At 75.0% G+C, this 15,934-nt stretch carries 12 protein-coding genes; 1 reads left to right on the forward strand and 11 read right to left on the reverse strand.

Translation table 11 applies throughout. The annotated features are described in order from the left end of the window. Positions 1-149 precede the first annotated feature (149 nt). From rny to ACFXOZ_RS34260, 6 genes are all read right to left on the reverse strand, one after another. Positions 150-1,586 (reverse strand): ribonuclease Y, encoded by a 1,437-nt coding sequence (rny, locus tag ACFXOZ_RS34235; RefSeq protein WP_380593810.1) that lies wholly within the window; start codon positions 1,584-1,586, stop codon positions 150-152. A 77-nt stretch (positions 1,587-1,663) separates the two neighbouring features. After that, complete coding sequence (locus ACFXOZ_RS34240) at positions 1,664-2,668, reverse strand: regulatory protein RecX (protein WP_380593812.1); 1,005 nt, start codon at positions 2,666-2,668, stop codon at positions 1,664-1,666. A 7-nt stretch (positions 2,669-2,675) separates the two neighbouring features. Next, the gene (recA, locus tag ACFXOZ_RS34245) at positions 2,676-3,800 is read right to left on the reverse strand and encodes a recombinase RecA (protein WP_375889400.1); all 1,125 of its coding nucleotides are present in this window, start codon (positions 3,798-3,800) and stop codon (positions 2,676-2,678) included. Between the two features lie 258 nt (positions 3,801-4,058). After that, positions 4,059-5,267, reverse strand: coding sequence for an AI-2E family transporter (locus ACFXOZ_RS34250; RefSeq protein ID WP_375889403.1), 1,209 nt, complete (start codon positions 5,265-5,267; stop codon positions 4,059-4,061). A 24-nt stretch (positions 5,268-5,291) separates the two neighbouring features. Then, the gene (locus tag ACFXOZ_RS34255) at positions 5,292-5,486 is read right to left on the reverse strand and encodes a DUF3046 domain-containing protein (RefSeq protein ID WP_375889406.1); all 195 of its coding nucleotides are present in this window, start codon (positions 5,484-5,486) and stop codon (positions 5,292-5,294) included. A 67-nt stretch (positions 5,487-5,553) separates the two neighbouring features. Continuing rightward, positions 5,554-7,056 carry a S8 family serine peptidase gene (locus ACFXOZ_RS34260; protein ID WP_380593814.1) on the reverse strand — a complete coding sequence of 501 codons (1,503 nt, stop codon included), beginning with the start codon at positions 7,054-7,056 and terminating at the stop codon, positions 5,554-5,556. Between the two features lie 285 nt (positions 7,057-7,341). On the opposite strand from ACFXOZ_RS34260, the gene ACFXOZ_RS34265 reads away from it, so the two are divergent. Then, positions 7,342-12,096: an ATP-dependent helicase gene (locus ACFXOZ_RS34265; RefSeq protein ID WP_380593816.1), complete on the forward strand. Its 4,755-nt coding sequence runs from the start codon at positions 7,342-7,344 to the stop codon at positions 12,094-12,096. Between the two features lie 64 nt (positions 12,097-12,160). Here the strand turns inward: ACFXOZ_RS34265 and ACFXOZ_RS34270 are convergent, their stop codons facing one another. The 5 genes from ACFXOZ_RS34270 to rimO all read right to left on the reverse strand — a co-directional run bounded on the left by ACFXOZ_RS34270 (position 12,161) and on the right by rimO (position 15,859). After that, positions 12,161-12,454: a hypothetical protein gene (locus tag ACFXOZ_RS34270; protein ID WP_380403352.1), complete on the reverse strand. Its 294-nt coding sequence runs from the start codon at positions 12,452-12,454 to the stop codon at positions 12,161-12,163. 75 nt (positions 12,455-12,529) lie between these two features. Further along, complete coding sequence (locus tag ACFXOZ_RS34275) at positions 12,530-12,898, reverse strand: helix-turn-helix domain-containing protein (protein ID WP_030290911.1); 369 nt, start codon at positions 12,896-12,898, stop codon at positions 12,530-12,532. Between the two features lie 316 nt (positions 12,899-13,214). Further along, positions 13,215-13,700 carry a CinA family protein gene (locus tag ACFXOZ_RS34280; protein WP_375889416.1) on the reverse strand — a complete coding sequence of 162 codons (486 nt, stop codon included), beginning with the start codon at positions 13,698-13,700 and terminating at the stop codon, positions 13,215-13,217. An 18-nt stretch (positions 13,701-13,718) separates the two neighbouring features. Next, entirely contained in the window at positions 13,719-14,357 is a 639-nt protein-coding gene (pgsA, locus tag ACFXOZ_RS34285; RefSeq protein ID WP_375889418.1) for a CDP-diacylglycerol--glycerol-3-phosphate 3-phosphatidyltransferase, read from the reverse strand. Next, positions 14,354-15,859 carry a 30S ribosomal protein S12 methylthiotransferase RimO gene (gene rimO / locus ACFXOZ_RS34290; protein WP_375889420.1) on the reverse strand — a complete coding sequence of 502 codons (1,506 nt, stop codon included), beginning with the start codon at positions 15,857-15,859 and terminating at the stop codon, positions 14,354-14,356. The genes pgsA and rimO overlap by 4 nt, the downstream gene beginning before the upstream one ends. Positions 15,860-15,934 lie beyond the last annotated feature (75 nt).

Consider the following 15,934-nt stretch of genomic DNA (forward strand, 5'->3'; position numbering starts at 1 on the left):
CGGATCTTGGCAGATCAGCGCGCGGCGTTGGGCGCCCGGCTGGGCGTGCGCCCGAGTCGGCCTCGTACTGGACGTACTTGGGCGATTCGGGCGTGTGTCCAGGCGGGATGCCCGGCGTCGCGCGCCTGGCAAGATCCGCCGGACAGGCCCTAACCCGCCACCGCCGTGGCCCGGCTCTCCCGCACCACCGTCACCCGGATCTGGCCCGGGTAGGTCAGCTCCGCCGAGACCTGCCGGGCCACCTCCCGGGCGATCAGCTCCGCCCCGAGGTCGTCCACCGTGTCCGGCCGGACCATCACCCGCACCTCGCGCCCGGCCTGCATCGCGTACACCTCGGCCACCCCGTCGTGCGAACGGGCGATCTCCTCCAGCCGGGCCAGCCGCCGCACGTGCAGCTCCAGCGACTCCTTGCGCGCCCCCGGCCGCCCGCCCGAGCAGGCGTCCGCGGCCTGGGTCAGCACGGCCGTCACCGTCCGGGGCTCCACCTCGCCGTGGTGGGCGGCGATCGCGTGCACCACCTCGGGGGGCTCCCCGTGCCGCCGGGCGAAGTCCGCGCCGACCGCCGCGTGGCTGCCCTCGACCTCGTGGGTGAGCGCCTTGCCGATGTCGTGCAGCAGCGCGGCCCGGCGCACCGGCTCCGGGTCCACCCCCAGTTCGGCGGCCATCATCCCGGCCAGGTGCGCGGACTCCAGCAGGTGGCCGAGCACGTTCTGCCCGTAGGAGGCGCGGTAGCGCAGGGAGCCCAGGGTGCGGACGAGTTCGGGGTGCAGCCCGCCGATCCGGGCGTCCAGCAGGGCGTCCTCGCCGGCCCGGACGCAGCGCTGCTCGACCTCGGCCCGGCTGCGCTCGTGGACCTGCTCGATCCGGCTCGGCTGGATCCGGCCGTCCTCGACCAGTTGCTCCAGGGTGAGCCGGGCGGCCTCCCGGCGGACCGGGTCGAAGCAGGAGAGCTGCACCGAGGCCGGGGTGTCGTCGATGATCAGGTTGACGCCGGTGACCGCCTCGAAGGCGCGGATGTTGCGGCCCTCGCGGCCGATGATCCGGCCCTTCATCTCCTCGCCCGGCAGCCGGAAGACGGTGACGGCGGTCTCCGCGGTCTGCTCCGAGGCCAGCCGCTGGATCGCCCCGGCCAGGATGGACCGGGCCCGGCTCTCGCCCTCCTCCTTGGCCCCGCGCTCGATCTCCCGGACCGTGACGGCCGCCTCCCGCCGGGCCGACTCCTCGGCCTCGCGCAGCAGTTGGGCGTGCGCCTGCTCGGCGGAGAGCCCGGCGGCGTGCTCCAGGGCCGCCGCCCGGCGGGCCGCGAGCGCCTCGACCTCGCCCCGGGAGTGCTCCAACTCGGCCGAGCGCGCGGCCAGTTCGTCCTCGCGCTGGCGCAGCCGGCGGAGCTCCTCGGCCAAGTCCTCCTCGCGCCGCGCGAGTTCGTCCTGCCGGCGGCCGGCCTCGGCCAGCGCCTGCCGCCGGGCGGCCTGTGAGCGCCTGAACACCAGCACGACCAGCACCGCGATCACCAGCAGGACGGCGACGGCCGACCCGACGATCGGCACCAGGGAGCCACCGGTAGCGGTGCCCGCCGAGATCCTCATGCGTGCGAGGCTAGGTGCGGGTCACGAAAGGGTCAAGACTCGGCCTGGTCCGGACCAAGAAAGCCACCGAACTGCCACTACTCCCCCGCGTGTCCCGACGGGTCCGCGGCCGCTTCCTCCTCCAGCGCGGCGCGCACCACCCGGAAGGCCAGGCCCTCGGAGTAGCCGCGCCGGGCCAGCACGCCGACCAGCCGCCGGGTGCGGACCTGCGGGTCCAAGCCGCGGGTGGACCGAAGCTTGCGCTCGACCAGCGCCCGGGCCGCGTCCGTCTCGTCGTCGTGGTCGACCTGGACGAGGGCCTGCTCGACCAGGTCGGCGGCGACGCCCTTGGTGCGCAGCTCCTGGGCCAGCGCCCGCCGGGACAGGCCCCGGACGGCGTGCCGGGACTCCACCCAGGCCGCGGCGAAGGCCGCGTCGTCGATCAGCCCGACCTCTTCCAGCCGGGTGAGCACCTGCTCGGCGACGTCCTCCGGGATCTCCCGCTTGCGCAGCGCGTCGGCGAGTTGCTTGCGGCTCTTGGCGGTGCCGGTGAGCAGCCGCAGGCAGATGTCCCGGGCCCGGCTCTCCGGGTCGGTCTGCTCCTCGGCCCGCTTGCGGGAGGTGCGGGCGGTGCCCTTCTCCTCCGCCGGCAGGCCCTCGTCGGAGCGTTCGCCGCGCCGGGCCCGGCGCGGGCGGGCGGGCGGGGCGGCCGCACCCCCGTGACCGGCCGCCCCGGCCTCGCGCCGCCGGCCGACGGCATCCGGCTCCTCGGCCGCCAGCGCCGAGCGGCGCCGGCGCCGGCCGGTGGGCAGCTCGGAGGCGGCGACCAGGCCGAGCGCCTCGACCGAGGTCTCCGCCGGCTCCGGGCCGGACGCCGCGCCGCGCACCGCCCGGACCGGAGCCCGGTCGAACTCCGGCTCGGGGCCGGATGTCCACTGTTCGGTGGCCGCGCGCGCCCACGACCGGGTCGCCGACGGTCGCTGCTCGGGCTCCGGCGCCGGTTCGGGCTCCGGTTCCTCGGCGACCGCGGCGAACCAGTCCGGCGGGCCGTAGTCGTCGTCCTCGGGGCCCGCCGGGCCGCCGCCCACCATGTCGTACTGCATCAACGGCTCAGGCCTTGGCAGCCGCCGTCTTCTTCGCCGCGGCCGTCTTGGCGGCGGTCGCGGCGGTCGCGGTGACCGGCTTGGCCGCGCCGTCGGCAGCGGCGGCCTCCGGCTCGCCCTCGGCCGGCTCCTCGGTCTTCGGACCGATGCCGAGCTTGCCCTTGATCTTCCGCTCGATCTCGTCGGCGAGCTGCGGGTTGTCCCGCAGGAAGTTGCGGGCGTTCTCCTTGCCCTGGCCGAGCTGGTCGCCCTCGTAGGTGTACCAGGCGCCGGACTTGCGGATGAAGCCGTGCTCGACGCCCATGTCGATCAGGCCGCCCTCGCGGCTGATGCCGATGCCGTAGAGGATGTCGAACTCGGCCTGCTTGAACGGCGCGGCGACCTTGTTCTTGACGACCTTGACGCGGGTGCGGTTGCCGACCGCCTCGGTGCCGTCCTTGAGGGTCTCGATGCGGCGGATGTCCAGCCGGACCGAGGCGTAGAACTTCAGCGCCCGGCCACCGGTCGTGGTCTCCGGCGAGCCGAACATGACGCCGATCTTCTCGCGCAGCTGGTTGATGAAGACGGCGGTGGTGTTCGACTGGTTCAGCGCACCGGCGATCTTGCGCAGCGCCTGGCTCATCAGACGGGCCTGCAGACCGACGTGCGAGTCACCCATCTCGCCCTCGATCTCGGCGCGCGGGACGAGCGCCGCGACCGAGTCGATGATCACCAGGTCGACCGCGCCGGAGCGGATCAGCATGTCGGTGATCTCCAGGGCCTGCTCACCGGTGTCCGGCTGGCTGACCAGCAGGGCGTCGGTGTCCACGCCGAGCTTCTTGGCGTACTCGGGGTCGAGCGCGTGCTCCGCGTCGACGAAGGCGACCGTGCCGCCGGCCCGCTGGGCGTTGGCGGCCAGGTGCAGCGTCAGGGTGGTCTTACCGGAGGACTCGGGGCCGTAGATCTCGACCACCCGGCCGCGCGGGATGCCGCCGACCCCGAGGGCGACGTCCAGGGCGGTCGACCCGGTGGAGATCACCTCGATCGGCTCGTTCGCCTTCTCGCCGAGGCGCATCACCGAGCCCTTGCCGAACTGTCGCTCGATCTGGGCGAGCGCGGCCTCGAGGGCCTTCTCCTTGTCCGTACCTGCCATGGCTTTTTCCCTCGGGTTCTGTGCTGTGCGCTTCATCGTCCTCGACGCTAGCGCGTCCCACTGACAAACGAGCCCCACCCGGCTCGCCCTGTGGAAAACTCCACGCCGGAGAGTACAAAAGAACATCTGTTCGATTCAAGCCCCGCACTCACCCGAACACGCCGCGGGGCGGGCGGCCGGATCCCTCCCGACCACCCGCCCCGCCGACCGCCACCCCGTCGAGCGTCATCCCCGTCGAGCGTCACTCCCCGCCGACCGTCATCCCCCGTCGCCGCCGACCATCCGCCGCAGCCGCCGCGCCGCCTCCCGGCGCAGCTCCCGCCGGGCCCGCCGCTGCTCCCCCCGGTCGATCCGCGGGTCGGTGGCCACCTCGTACCGCCGCACGTACGTCCCGACGAAGCCCTGCAGGGTCGCCGCCGCCGGGATCGCGATCAGCGCGCCCACCGCACCCAGCAGCGCCGCCCCCGCGATCACCGCCCCGAAGGCCACCGCCGGGTGCACGTCCACCGTCCGGGCGGTGATCCTCGGGTGCAGCACGTAGTTCTCGACCTGCTGGTAGACCACCGTGAAGACCAGCACCCACAGCGCGTCCACCGGCTCCAGGGTGAGTGCCACCAGCACCGGCAGCGCTCCCGCCAGGTACGTCCCGATGGTCGGCACGAACTGGGACATGACGCCCACCCAGATCGCCAGCGCCGCCGAGTACGGCAGGTCGATCAGCGCGAACATCACCCAGTGCCCGGCCGCCGACACCACCGCCAGCACCGCCCGCGAGTACAGGTAGCCGCCGGTCTTGGCCAGCGCGATCTCCCAGGCCCGCAGCACCTCGCCCTGCTTGGCCGGCGGCAGCAGCGAACAGACCGTCCGGCGGACCCGGGGCCCCTCGGCGGTGAAGTAGAACGTGAACAGCCCCACCGTGAAGGTCTGGAACAGCCCCCCGAGCAGGGTGGAGGACACCCCCCAGACGTTGTCGGCGGCCTGCTGGACGTAGGTCTCCAGCGTCCCCGAGTCCTTCAACAGCCGCTTCTGCAGCTCCCCCAGCGACAGCTCCTGGTGGAACGTCCGGTTGACCCAGCCGATCAGGTTGTCCACCAGGTGCGGCAGGTCCCCCGCGATCTTCGCCACCTGATCCACCAACAAGGTGCCCAGCGCCGCCAGGAATCCCACCACCGCGACCCCGACCGCGACGAACACCAGGAAGGTCCCCACCCCCCGGCGCACCCCCCGCGCCGCCATCCGGTCCACCGCCGGCTCCAGCGCCAGCGACAGGAAGAACGCCACCAGCAGCATCACGAACAGGTCGATCAACTGCCGGAACGCCCAGTCCGCGAGCTGGAACAGCCCCACCAGCACCAGGAACAGCACCATCGCGCGCGGCAACCAGGGCGGCATCCCGCCCCACGACCGCTCCCCCTCGACACCCCGCACCGGCTCGCCCCGGCGCTTCTGCTCTCCGCTCGTAGTCACCCGGACAGTCTGTCCCACCGCCCCTCAGCGCAACTGCGCCGAAACCCCCTGGGTCTCACACACCACCCGCCACACGTCCTTGGCCTCCCACCCCGCCTCCAACGCCTGGTGCACCGTCCGCCCGCCCAACTCACTCATCACGTGATCGGACGCGAACGACTCCGCGTACCCCTCCCCGAAGTGCGCGTACATCCGTCGCCAGAACTCGGTCAGCCTCATGCCCCCAAGTATCCCGAACCCCCCACGCCCCCACCCACCCCCACGCACCGGCCCCGCGCAGCGGCCCTCACCGCGGCACGACCACCACCCCCACCCCGACGTACTGCCGGTCGCCGCACCCCCGGGCCCCCACCGGACACCCTCCGGCCGCCGCCCCGGCCGCCGCCGCCCCCACCACCACGCCCGCCAGCTCCCCCGACCCGGCCCCCGGGTGCAGCGCCGCCGCCACCGCCACCGCCCCCGTCACGTGCGCCGCCGCCATCGAGGTCCCCGCCAGCGCCGCGTACTGCCCGCCGGGCCAGTCCGAGACGATCGCCCCCTGCGGCCCCCCGTCCGGGTCGCCCCCCGGGGCCGCCAGCGAGACCCTGCCCCGCCCGTAGTTGGTGTAGGAGGACGGCCGCCCGTCCCGGTTGACGGCCGTGACGGTCAGGACCCCGGGCAGCTCGCCGGGAAGGCGGATGCACTCGGTGCCCAGGTGGCGGGTGAGGGGCGGCCCGGAGACCCGGTCGTTGGGGCTGCGCCCGTCGGTCCGGGCGGCGCCGAGGTCCTGTCCGTCGTTGCCCGCCGAGGCCACCACCACGGCCCCCTTGCGCTGGGCGTACGCGACGGCCCGCCCGACGGCCGCGATCAGGGCCGCCTGGTCCCGGTCCTCGGGGCAGTTGTACTTCCACGGGTCGGCGAAGTAGCTGTCGTTGACGGCCTTGGCCCCGTGGTCGGCCGCCCAGAGCATCCCGCAGACGATGTTCTCCGCGTAGTACTGCCCGAGCGGCCCGAGCAGCCGCACGGCGGCGATCCGCACCCCGGGGGCGACCCCGGTGACGCCCTGCCCGTCGCGGGCCGCGCCGATGATCCCGGCGACGTGGGTGCCGTGCCCGCTCTCCGTCACTCCGGGGTCGGGCCGCCAGGCGCCGGCGCGGGCGTCGGGGCGTCCGTCGGCGCAGGAGGCCGAGGCCTTGGGGTCGACGGCGGCCCGCAGGTCCGGGTGGGTGTCGTCGACGCCGGAGTCCAGGACGGCGACCAGCACCTTGCGCATCGCCTCGGCCCCCGGCGCACCGCCTCCGGCGGCGTCCCCGGTCCGCCCCTGCTCCGCGTGCACCATGCTCAGGTTCCACGCCCCGCCCTCTCCCGGGTCCGGAAGGGTCGCGGTCCCGCCGTCCCGCCCCTCCGACCCCCGGACACCCCACCCGCCGCCTCCGGCGCTCCCGCTCCCGACGGCCCCGGCAGTGCCGCCCACGGCATCCCCCGCCGCGAAGTCCCCCGCCCCGTCGACCGCCCGCGGCGGCCCCACCACCGGCGCCGTCCGGGTGGCCCCGACCGCCGCGATCCCGGGCCGGGCCCGCACCCGGTCCGCGAAGCCGCCGGTCGCGTACGCCAGCACCGCCCCGATCTGCGGGTACTCCTGCACCACCTGCCCGCCCGCCGCCCGGCTCTGCGCCCCGGCCAGGGCGGCGCCCGCCGCGTCGTCCTGCCGCGCCAGCACCAGATAGCTGAGGTACGCACGCCCGGGCCCGGAGGCGTACGGCACGGCGCCGCCGAGCACCAGCGCCGTGAGCAGCATCGCGAGCAGCACCCAGGTGGGCCCGCAGACCCTGCGCCGACGGCCCCCCGGGCACCGACCCCCGTGAACGGCCCCGGACCGGTGCGCCTGCGCCATCCCACGCCCTCCGCTTCTCGCTCCGGTCTCGGTCACGGTCACGGATGGATCACGCGCCCGATTCATCACGATATGAGCGGATCATCATTCCCGCTCCCGCAACTGCACCCGCCCCCACCTCCGGCACCCCGACCCCGACCACTCACCCCGTCACGCCCCACCACCACCCCACGTGTCAGTCCCACCCGGCACCATGGGGGCATGGCGCCCCCGCACCCGACCCCGCCCGGCGACCCCACCGGCCCCGGCGACCCCACCGACCCGCTGGCCGGCTTCACCCCCGCCACCCGGGCCTGGTTCTCCGGCGCCTTCTCCGCCCCCACCGCCGCCCAGTCCCAGGCCTGGCAGGCCATCCAGCAGCAGACCGACGTCCTGGTGGTCGCCCCCACCGGCTCCGGCAAGACGCTCGCCGCCTTCCTCGCCGCCCTCGACCGGCTGAGCAGCACCCCGCCCCCCGCCGAGCCCGAGCGCCGCTGCCGGGTGCTCTACGTCTCCCCGCTCAAGGCCCTCGCGGTGGACGTCGAGCGGAACCTGCGCGCCCCGCTGACCGGCCTGCGCCAGGCCGCCGTCCGGCTGGGCCTGCCCGAGCCCGAGGTCCAGGTCGCGATCCGCTCCGGCGACACCCCGGCCGCCGACCGCCGCCGCTTCGCCACCCACCCGCCGGACATCCTGATCACCACCCCCGAGTCGCTGTTCCTGCTGCTCACCTCGGCCTCCCGGGAGGCCCTGCGCGGGGTGGACACGGTGATCCTGGACGAGGTGCACGCGGTCGCCGGCACCAAGCGCGGCGCCCACCTGGCCCTCACCCTGGAGCGGCTGGACGAGCTGCTGGACCGTCCGGCCCGCCGGATCGGCCTGTCCGCGACCGTGCGCCCGGTCGAGGAGGTGGCCCGCTTCCTGAGCCCCCAGCGCGGCGCCGTCGTGGTCCAGCCGCCCTCCACCAAGGAGTTCGCCCTCTCGGTGGTCGTCCCGGTCCCCGACCTGGACGACCTGCCCGCCGCCCCGGCCACCGGCGGCGCCGCCGACTCCGACCCGCAGCGCCAGGCCTCGATCTGGCCGCACGTCGAGGAGCGGATCGTCGACCTGGTCGAGGCGCACCGCTCGACCATCGTCTTCGCCAACTCCCGCCGCCTGGCCGAGCGCCTGTGCAACCGGCTGAACGAGATCGCGTACGAGCGCGCCACCGGCGCCGCCGCCCCCGAGGCGCACGCCCCGGCCGCGCTGATGGGCGGCTCGGGCGCCGCCAGGGGCGTGCCCCCGGTCATCGCCCGGGCCCACCACGGCTCGGTCTCCAAGGAGCAGCGCTCCCTGGTCGAGGAGGAGTTGAAGGCCGGCCGGCTGCCCGCCGTGGTCGCCACCTCCAGCCTGGAGCTGGGCATCGACATGGGCGCGGTGGAACTCGTCGTCCAGGTCGAGTCCCCGCCCTCGGTCGCCTCCGGCCTGCAACGCGTCGGCCGGGCCGGGCACCAGGTCGGCGCCGTCTCCACCGGCGTCTTCTTCCCCAAGTACCGGGGCGACCTGGTGCAGTCCGCCGTGGTCACCGAGCGGATGCGGGAGGGCCGGATCGAGGCGCTGCGGATCCCGCGCAACCCGCTGGACGTACTGGCCCAGCAGCTGGTCGCGATGACGGCCCTGGACACCTGGCCGGTGGACGAGCTGCTCACCGTGGTCCGCCGCGCCGCACCCTTCGCCACCCTCCCGCAGTCCGCCTTCGACGCCGTGCTGGACATGCTGGCCGGCCGCTACCCCTCGGACGCCTTCGCCGAGCTGCGCCCCCGCGTGGTCTGGGACCGCGTCGCCGGCACCGTCACCGGCCGCCCCGGCGCCCAACGCCTGGCCGTCACCTCCGGCGGCACCATCCCCGACCGCGGCCTGTTCGGCGTCTTCATCGCCGGCTCGGCGGCGTCCGGTTCGACGACGGAGAAGAAGAAGGGCGGCGGCGGTCGGGTCGGGGAACTCGACGAGGAGATGGTCTACGAGTCCCGGGTCGGCGACGTCTTCACCCTCGGCACCACCTCCTGGCGGATCGAGGAGATCACCCACGACAAGGTGCTGGTCACCCCCGCCCCCGGCGTCCCCGGCCGGCTCCCGTTCTGGAAGGGCGACACCCTCGGCCGCCCGCTCGAACTCGGCCGCGCCCTGGGCGCGTTCACCCGCGAGCTGGGCGCCCTCGCGCCCGAGGCCGCCACCGCGCGCCTCCGGCGGGCCGGCCTGGACGACTGGGCGGCCGCCAACCTGCTGGACTACCTCGCCGAGCAGCGGAAGGCCTGCGGCCACCTCCCCGACGACCGCACCATCGTGGTCGAGCGCTTCCGCGACGAACTGGGCGACTGGCGGATCGTCATCCACTCCCCCTTCGGCGCCCAGGTGCACGCCCCCTGGGCGCTCGCCCTCGGCGCCCGGCTGCGCGAGAAGCACGGCCTGGACCCGCAGGTCATGCACGCCGACGACGGCATCGTGCTCCGCCTGCCCGACGCGGACCTCCTCGCCCCCGACTTCGATTTCAGCAGCCCCCCGGACCAGGCCGCCTCCGACGAGGCCCCGGTCGGCGCCGACGCCGCCCTGTTCGAGCCCGACGAGATCGAGCATCTGGTCACCGAACAGGTCGGCGGCTCCGCCCTGTTCGCCTCCCGCTTCCGCGAGTGCGCCGGCCGCGCCCTGCTGCTCCCCCGCCGCAGCCCGGGTCGCCGCACCCCGCTGTGGCAGCAGCGCCAACGCGCCGCCCAACTGCTCGAAGTCGCCTCCGAGTACGGCTCGTTCCCGATCGTCCTGGAAGCCGTCCGGGAGTGCCTCCAGGACGTCTTCGACGTCCCCGGGCTGGTCGAGCTGATGGCGGACCTCGAATCCCGCGCCGTCCGCCTGGTCGAGGTCACCACCGCCGAGCCCTCCCCCTTCGCCCGCTCCCTGCTGTTCGGCTACGTCGCCCAGTTCCTCTACGAGGGCGACTCCCCGCTCGCCGAACGCCGGGCCGCCGCCCTGTCGTTGGACTCCCGGCTGCTGTCGGAGCTGCTCGGCCAGGCCGAGCTGAGCGAGCTGCTCGACCCGCAGGTGCTCGCCGAGCTGGAGGCCGAGCTCCAACGCCTCACCCCCGAGCGCCGGATCAGGGACGCCGAGGGCGTCGCCGACGCGCTGCGCCTGCTCGGCCCGCTCTCCGAGGCCGAGTTGACGGCGCGCGGCGCCGAGCCGCTCTGGCCCCTGGAGCTGGAGGCCGCCCGCCGGGTGATCCAGGTCCGGATCGCCGGCGAGCAGCGCTGGGCCGCGGTCGAGGACGCCGGGCGGCTGCGCGACGCCCTGGGCACCCCGCTGCCGGTGGGCGTCCCCGAGGCCTTCACCGAGCCGGTCAAGGACCCGCTGGGCGACCTGCTGGCCCGGCACGCCCGCACCCACGGCCCGTTCACCGCCGCCGAGGCCGGCGCCCGCTACGGCCTCGGCACCGCCGTCGTCACCGGCACCCTGCAACGGCTGACCGCCGCCGGCCGCCTGGTCCAGGGCGCCTTCCGACCCGCCGAGAGCCAGGTCTCCCCCGAGCGGCACACCGCCACCGCCGAGTGGTGCGACGCCGAGGTGCTGCGCCGGCTGCGCCGCCGTTCACTGGCCGCGCTGCGCCAGGAGGTGGAGCCCGTCCCGCCGCGCGCCCTGGCCGCCTTCCTCCCGCAGTGGCAGCACCTGGCCGGCCACCGGCTGCGCGGCCCGGACGGCCTGCTCCGGGTGGTCGAACAGCTCCAGGGCACCGCCCTGCCCGCCTCCGCCCTGGAGAAGCTGATCCTCCCGGCCCGGCTCGCCGACTACTCCCCCGGCCTGCTGGACGAGCTGACGGCGGCCGGCGAGATCGGCTGGTGCGGCGCCGGCGCGCTGCCCGGCAAGGACGGCTGGCTCAGCCTGCACCTGGCCGAGAACGCCCACCTGCTGCGCCCGGAGCCCGTCCCGCCCGCCCTCACCCCGCTGCACAGCGCCCTCCTCCAGGCCCTGGCGGGCGGCTACGGCCTGTTCTTCCGCCAGCTCGTCCAGCAGCTCCCTGAGGACACCCCGGAGCCCGAGGTCGTGACGGCCCTCTGGGACCTGGTCTGGGCCGGTTACGTCAGCAACGACACCCTGGCCCCGCTGCGCGCCCTGCTCGGCTCCGGCCGGACGGCGGGCGCCACCGCCCACCGCGCCCCCCGGGCGACCCCGCGCGGCCGGTACGGCGGCGCGGGCCGCGCCTTCGGCCGGGAGGGCGGGGCGCTGCGCAGCGGCCCGCCGACGGTGGCCGGGCGCTGGTCGCTGCTGCCCGCCTTCGCCACCGATCCGACCGTCCGGGCGACGGCCAGGGCGCAGAGCCTGCTGGACCGGCACGGTCTGCTGACCCGCGGCACGGTGGCCGCCGAACGGGTGCCCGGCGGCTTCGCCGGGGTGTACCGGGTGCTCTCCGCGATGGAGGAGCGCGGCCGGGCCCGCCGGGGCTACTTCGTCGAGGGCCTGGGCGGTGCCCAGTTCGCCATGGAGGGCGCCGCCGACCGGCTGCGCTCGGTCAACGGCCGACTGGAGCGGGCCCGGGCCACCGAGTGGCCGGCCGCCCCGGCCGCCGAGCCGCCGCAGCTGCTGGTGCTGGCCGCCGCCGATCCGGCGAACGCCTACGGCGCCGCGCTGCCCTGGCCCGAACCGCCCGCCGCCGCGGGGGCCGCGGACACCAAGGCGCACCGCCCGGGCCGCAAGGCGGGCGCCCTGGTGGTCCTGGTGGACGGTGAGCTCGCGCTGTACGTGGAGCGGGGCGGCAAGTCCCTGCTGGCCTGGCCGGAGGACGACGCGACCCTGGCCCTGGCCACCGGGGCGCTCGCGGGGGCGGTCCGCGCGGGCGCGCTCGGCAGCGTCACGGTCGAGCGGGCCAACGGCGGGCCGGCCCTGGGCTCCGAGCTCGGCCGCGCCCTGGAGGAGGCCGGCTTCCACGCCACCCCCCGCGGGCTCCGGCTGCGCCCCTGAGGAGTGCCGGAAGAGCGCCGGAGGCCGCGGAGTCAACGACCCCGCGGCCTCCGGCCACGTCGATTCACCCGATCGGCGGAGGCTGCGCCTCCACCCGGCCTACGGCCTCCTCGTGCCCCTGCGGGCGCCGGGCCGGTCCGGTCGCGTTCCGGTCGGCATGGACCGGGATCAGACCGAGTCCCCAGCCGCCGGCCGCCAGCAGGCCGAGCACCGCGCCGTCGGCGAGCTGTCCCCGGACGGCCACCAGCCACCAGGCGAGCCCGCCCGCGAGTGCCACCAGGACCCAACGGGCCGGCCAGGGCATCAGACGCCGCAGCCGTATTCGGGCCACCGCGCACACCGTCGCGAGTCTCCGCACGACCGCCCTCCTCCGCTCGCCCCGGGGTTCCTCGGGCCCGTCGTGGGACGGGCACCCGGGAGGTGCGAGGCCGGGTCAGGCAGCGACCACGTCCATCGCGGCGGCCTTGGGCGACATGTTCGCCCGGTCGGCGCCGGGGGCGGGCAGCGGAACCGGTTCGAGCACCGGCCTCAGCAGATCACCTTCGGAGAGGGTGGCCATCGCCGCAAGTTCGGCGAGCGACAGTTCGTCGCTGACCTCGCGCATGACCTCGGACATCCGGACGTCGAGTGCGTCGCAGATGGCGGAGAGCAGCTCCGAAGAGGCCTCCTTCTGTCCCCGCTCGACCTCGGAGAGGTACCCGAGCGAAACCCTGGCGGCCGCCGACACCTCGCGGAGTGTGCGGCCCTGGCGCTGGCGCTGCCGACGCAGTACATCGCCCAGTAGGCGACGGAGCAGGATCATCGGTGCCTCCCTCCTCGGACTGCGGATCGAGATGTCACGCCCCCACCGTACCGCCTTGCCCGCTTCGCGTGCGGGGACCCTGGTCGTGTTCACTGTGGGCTGCAAGGCCGTCCCCCTCCTCGTGCCGGTGTCGTACCCGGGTTCGCGGGCCCCTCGTGGTACCCGACTCGGCCCGCCCCGCCACCGTCACGCAACTCGTTCGCCACCTGGTTTCTGCCCAACCAGGCCGTTGGATGTAACACGATCCTCCAGCTGTGTCATACCCCGTGCGCGGGTTCGGCAGATCTCGGTTCGGTGGAGATCCGCCCGCGGGCCGTCATCGAGCGAGCCGGCCGACGAGCAGCTCCAGTGCGGCGGTCACCGCTCCGTGACGGATTGTGGCACGGGCGCCCGACAGCAGGGGCGAACTGACCAGAGTTCCCCCCGGACCGGCGACCGCCAGGTGTACCGTGCCCACCGGCTGCCCGTCCTGCGGCTCCGGACCGGCCACGCCGGTCGTCGCGAGCCCGTACGTGGCCCCCAGCAACCCGCGCACGCCTTCGGCCATCTGTCGGGCCACCACCGGGTGCACGGGACCGTACACGTCCAACAGGCCCTCGTCCACACCGAGTACCGAGGCCTTCACCTCGGTCGCGTACGCGGTGACCGACCCGCGGAAGGTCGCGGACGCCCCCGGGACGTCCACCAGGGCGGCGGCCAGCAACCCGCCGGTCAGCGACTCGGCGACGGCGAGCGTGCCGCCCTCGGCCCGCAGCGCCGCGTGCGCCCGCTCGGCCAGCCCGTACAGCTCGTGGTCCGTCACCCCGGCCCCCTCCGTCCGTCAGCGGTCCGCGCGCTCCGCGGCCGTGCCCTCGCGGCGCAGGCGCAGCGCCTGGCCGATGTAGTCCAGCGCGGTGGCGACGGTCAGCAGCACCGCCGCGGCCATCAGGACCGCCCGCCCGGTGGCCAGCCAGCCGGTCAGCGGCAGCACGTACATGCCGACCGCCGTGCCCTGGGTCAGCGTCTTGAGCTTGCCGCCGCGGCTGGCCGGGATGACGCCGTAGCGGATCACCCAGAAGCGCATCAGGGTGATGCCGAGCTCGCGGGCCAGGATCACCACGGTGACCCACCAGGCCAGGTCGCCGAGGACGGAGAGGCCGATCAGCGCCGAGCCCATGATCGCCTTGTCGGCGATCGGGTCGGCGATCTTGCCGAAGTCGGTGACCAGGCCCTTGCGGCGGGCGATCTCGCCGTCGAACAGGTCGGTGATCATCGCGATCGCGAACGCCGCCCAGGCGACCGCGCGCCACTTGGGATTGTGCCCGTCGTCGGCGAACAGCAGGGCCACGAAGACCGGGACGAGCAGCACCCGGACCATGGTGAGCACGTTGGCGATGTTCCAGACCCCCGGCGCCGGCGGAACCGCGGCCGCCGGTCTGCCCGGGTGGGCCGCGGCCGGGGCCCCGGGCCCCTTGGTCATTCCCCGGCTCCCGGAGCCTCGGCCCCCGACGTCGCGGGCCGGCGCACCTGTTCCAGCGCCTCGGCGATCAGGTCGACGCCCTCGCTGGCCACCACGGTGGCCCGCCAGAACTGCCCGATCCGCGGGTCCTCGACGCCGTGCAGGGTGGTCAGGCCGTCGGTCTCCGGGGCCTGGTGGGCGGAGCGGCCCTCGACCACGCCGTCCTCGATCGACTCGATCAGCACCTCGACCTCGGTGCCGATCCGCTGCTCGGCCCGCTGGGCGGTCATCTCCTCGGCGAGCCGGCTGAGCCGGGCCAGCCGGTCGGCGACGACGTCCTCGGGCAGCTTGCCGTCGTAGGTCGCCGCCTCGGTGCCGTCCTCGTCGGAGTAGCCGAAGACGCCGATCGCGTCCAGCCCGGCCTCGGTGACGAAGCGCTCCAGCTCGGCGAAGTCCTCCTCGGTCTCACCGGGGAAGCCGACGATGAAGTTGGACCGGGCGCCGGCCTGCGGGGCCTTGTCCCGGATGGTCCCGAGCAGCTGGAGGAACTGGTCGGTGGAGCCGAAGCGGCGCATCCGGCGCAGCACGGCCGGCGCCGAGTGCTGGAAGGACAGGTCGAAGTAGGGCAGCACGTCGGCGGTGCCGGTCATCGCGTCGATCAGGCCGGGGCGCATCTCGGCCGGCTGGAGGTAGGAGACCCGCACCCGCTCGACGCCCTCGATCGCGGAGATCTCGCCGAGCAGGGTCTCCAGCAGCCGGATGTCGCCGAGGTCCTTGCCGTACGAGGTGTTGTTCTCGCTGACCAGGACGATCTCGCGGACGCCCTGCCCGGCCAGCCACTGGGCCTCCTGCAGCACGTCGGAGGGGCGGCGGGAGATGAAGGAGCCGCGGAAGGCGGGGATGGCGCAGAAGGAGCAGCGCCGGTCGCAGCCGGAGGCGAGCTTGACCGAGGCGACCGGGCTGTCGTCCAGCCGCTTGCGCAGGGTGCGCGGGCCGGAGGCCGGGGCGAGGCCGTCGGGCAGGTCGGTGATCGGCTCGGCGGCGGCCTCGGCGCCGTGGCCGGGCAGCGCGACGGCCTCGGCGGCGGACTGCCGCTCGGCCGGGCTGATCGGCAGCAGCTTGCGGCGGTCGCGCGGGATGTGCGGGGCGTGGTGGCCGCCGGAGAGGATGGTCTGCAGGCGGTCGGAGATGTCGGAGTAGTCGTCGAAGCCGAGCACCCCGTCGGCCTCCGGCAGCGCGTCGGCGAGCTCCTTGCCGTACCGCTCGGCCATGCAGCCGACCGCGACGACGGCCTGGGTGCGGCCGTGCCCCTTGAGGTCGTTGGCCTCCAGCAGGGCGTCGACGGAGTCCTTCTTGGCGGCCTCGACGAAGCCGCAGGTGTTGACGACGGCGACATCGGCCTCGGCGGCGTCGTCGACGAGCAACCAGCCGTCGGCTTCCAGTCGCCCGGCGAGTTCCTCGGAGTCCACCTCGTTGCGGGCGCATCCGAGCGTGACAAGGGCGACAGTGCGGCGTTCAGGCATAGGGCCAAGATTAACGCGCGGCCTCCGGTGCCGTTCGCCCCGGAGGCCGCGTGCCACGAATCAGCTGATCATCGA

Source organism: Kitasatospora sp. NPDC059160, from assembly GCF_042755465.1.
Classification (GTDB): domain Bacteria; phylum Actinomycetota; class Actinomycetes; order Streptomycetales; family Streptomycetaceae; genus Kitasatospora.

Bases quoted from the DNA above. Each gene is read 5' to 3' on its own strand.
- recA (WP_375889400.1), bottom strand. From the start codon at position 3,800: ATGGCAGGTACGGACAAGGAGAAGGCCCTCGAGGCCGCGCTCGCCCAG.
- ACFXOZ_RS34265 (WP_380593816.1), top strand. From the start codon at position 7,342: ATGGCGCCCCCGCACCCGACCCCGCCCGGCGACCCCACCGGCCCCGGC.
- rimO (WP_375889420.1), bottom strand. From the start codon at position 15,859: ATGCCTGAACGCCGCACTGTCGCCCTTGTCACGCTCGGATGCGCCCGC.
- ACFXOZ_RS34255 (WP_375889406.1), bottom strand. From the start codon at position 5,486: ATGAGGCTGACCGAGTTCTGGCGACGGATGTACGCGCACTTCGGGGAG.
- rny (WP_380593810.1), bottom strand. From the start codon at position 1,586: ATGAGGATCTCGGCGGGCACCGCTACCGGTGGCTCCCTGGTGCCGATC.
- ACFXOZ_RS34275 (WP_030290911.1), bottom strand. From the start codon at position 12,898: ATGATCCTGCTCCGTCGCCTACTGGGCGATGTACTGCGTCGGCAGCGC.
- ACFXOZ_RS34240 (WP_380593812.1), bottom strand. From the start codon at position 2,668: ATGCAGTACGACATGGTGGGCGGCGGCCCGGCGGGCCCCGAGGACGAC.
- pgsA (WP_375889418.1), bottom strand. From the start codon at position 14,357: ATGACCAAGGGGCCCGGGGCCCCGGCCGCGGCCCACCCGGGCAGACCG.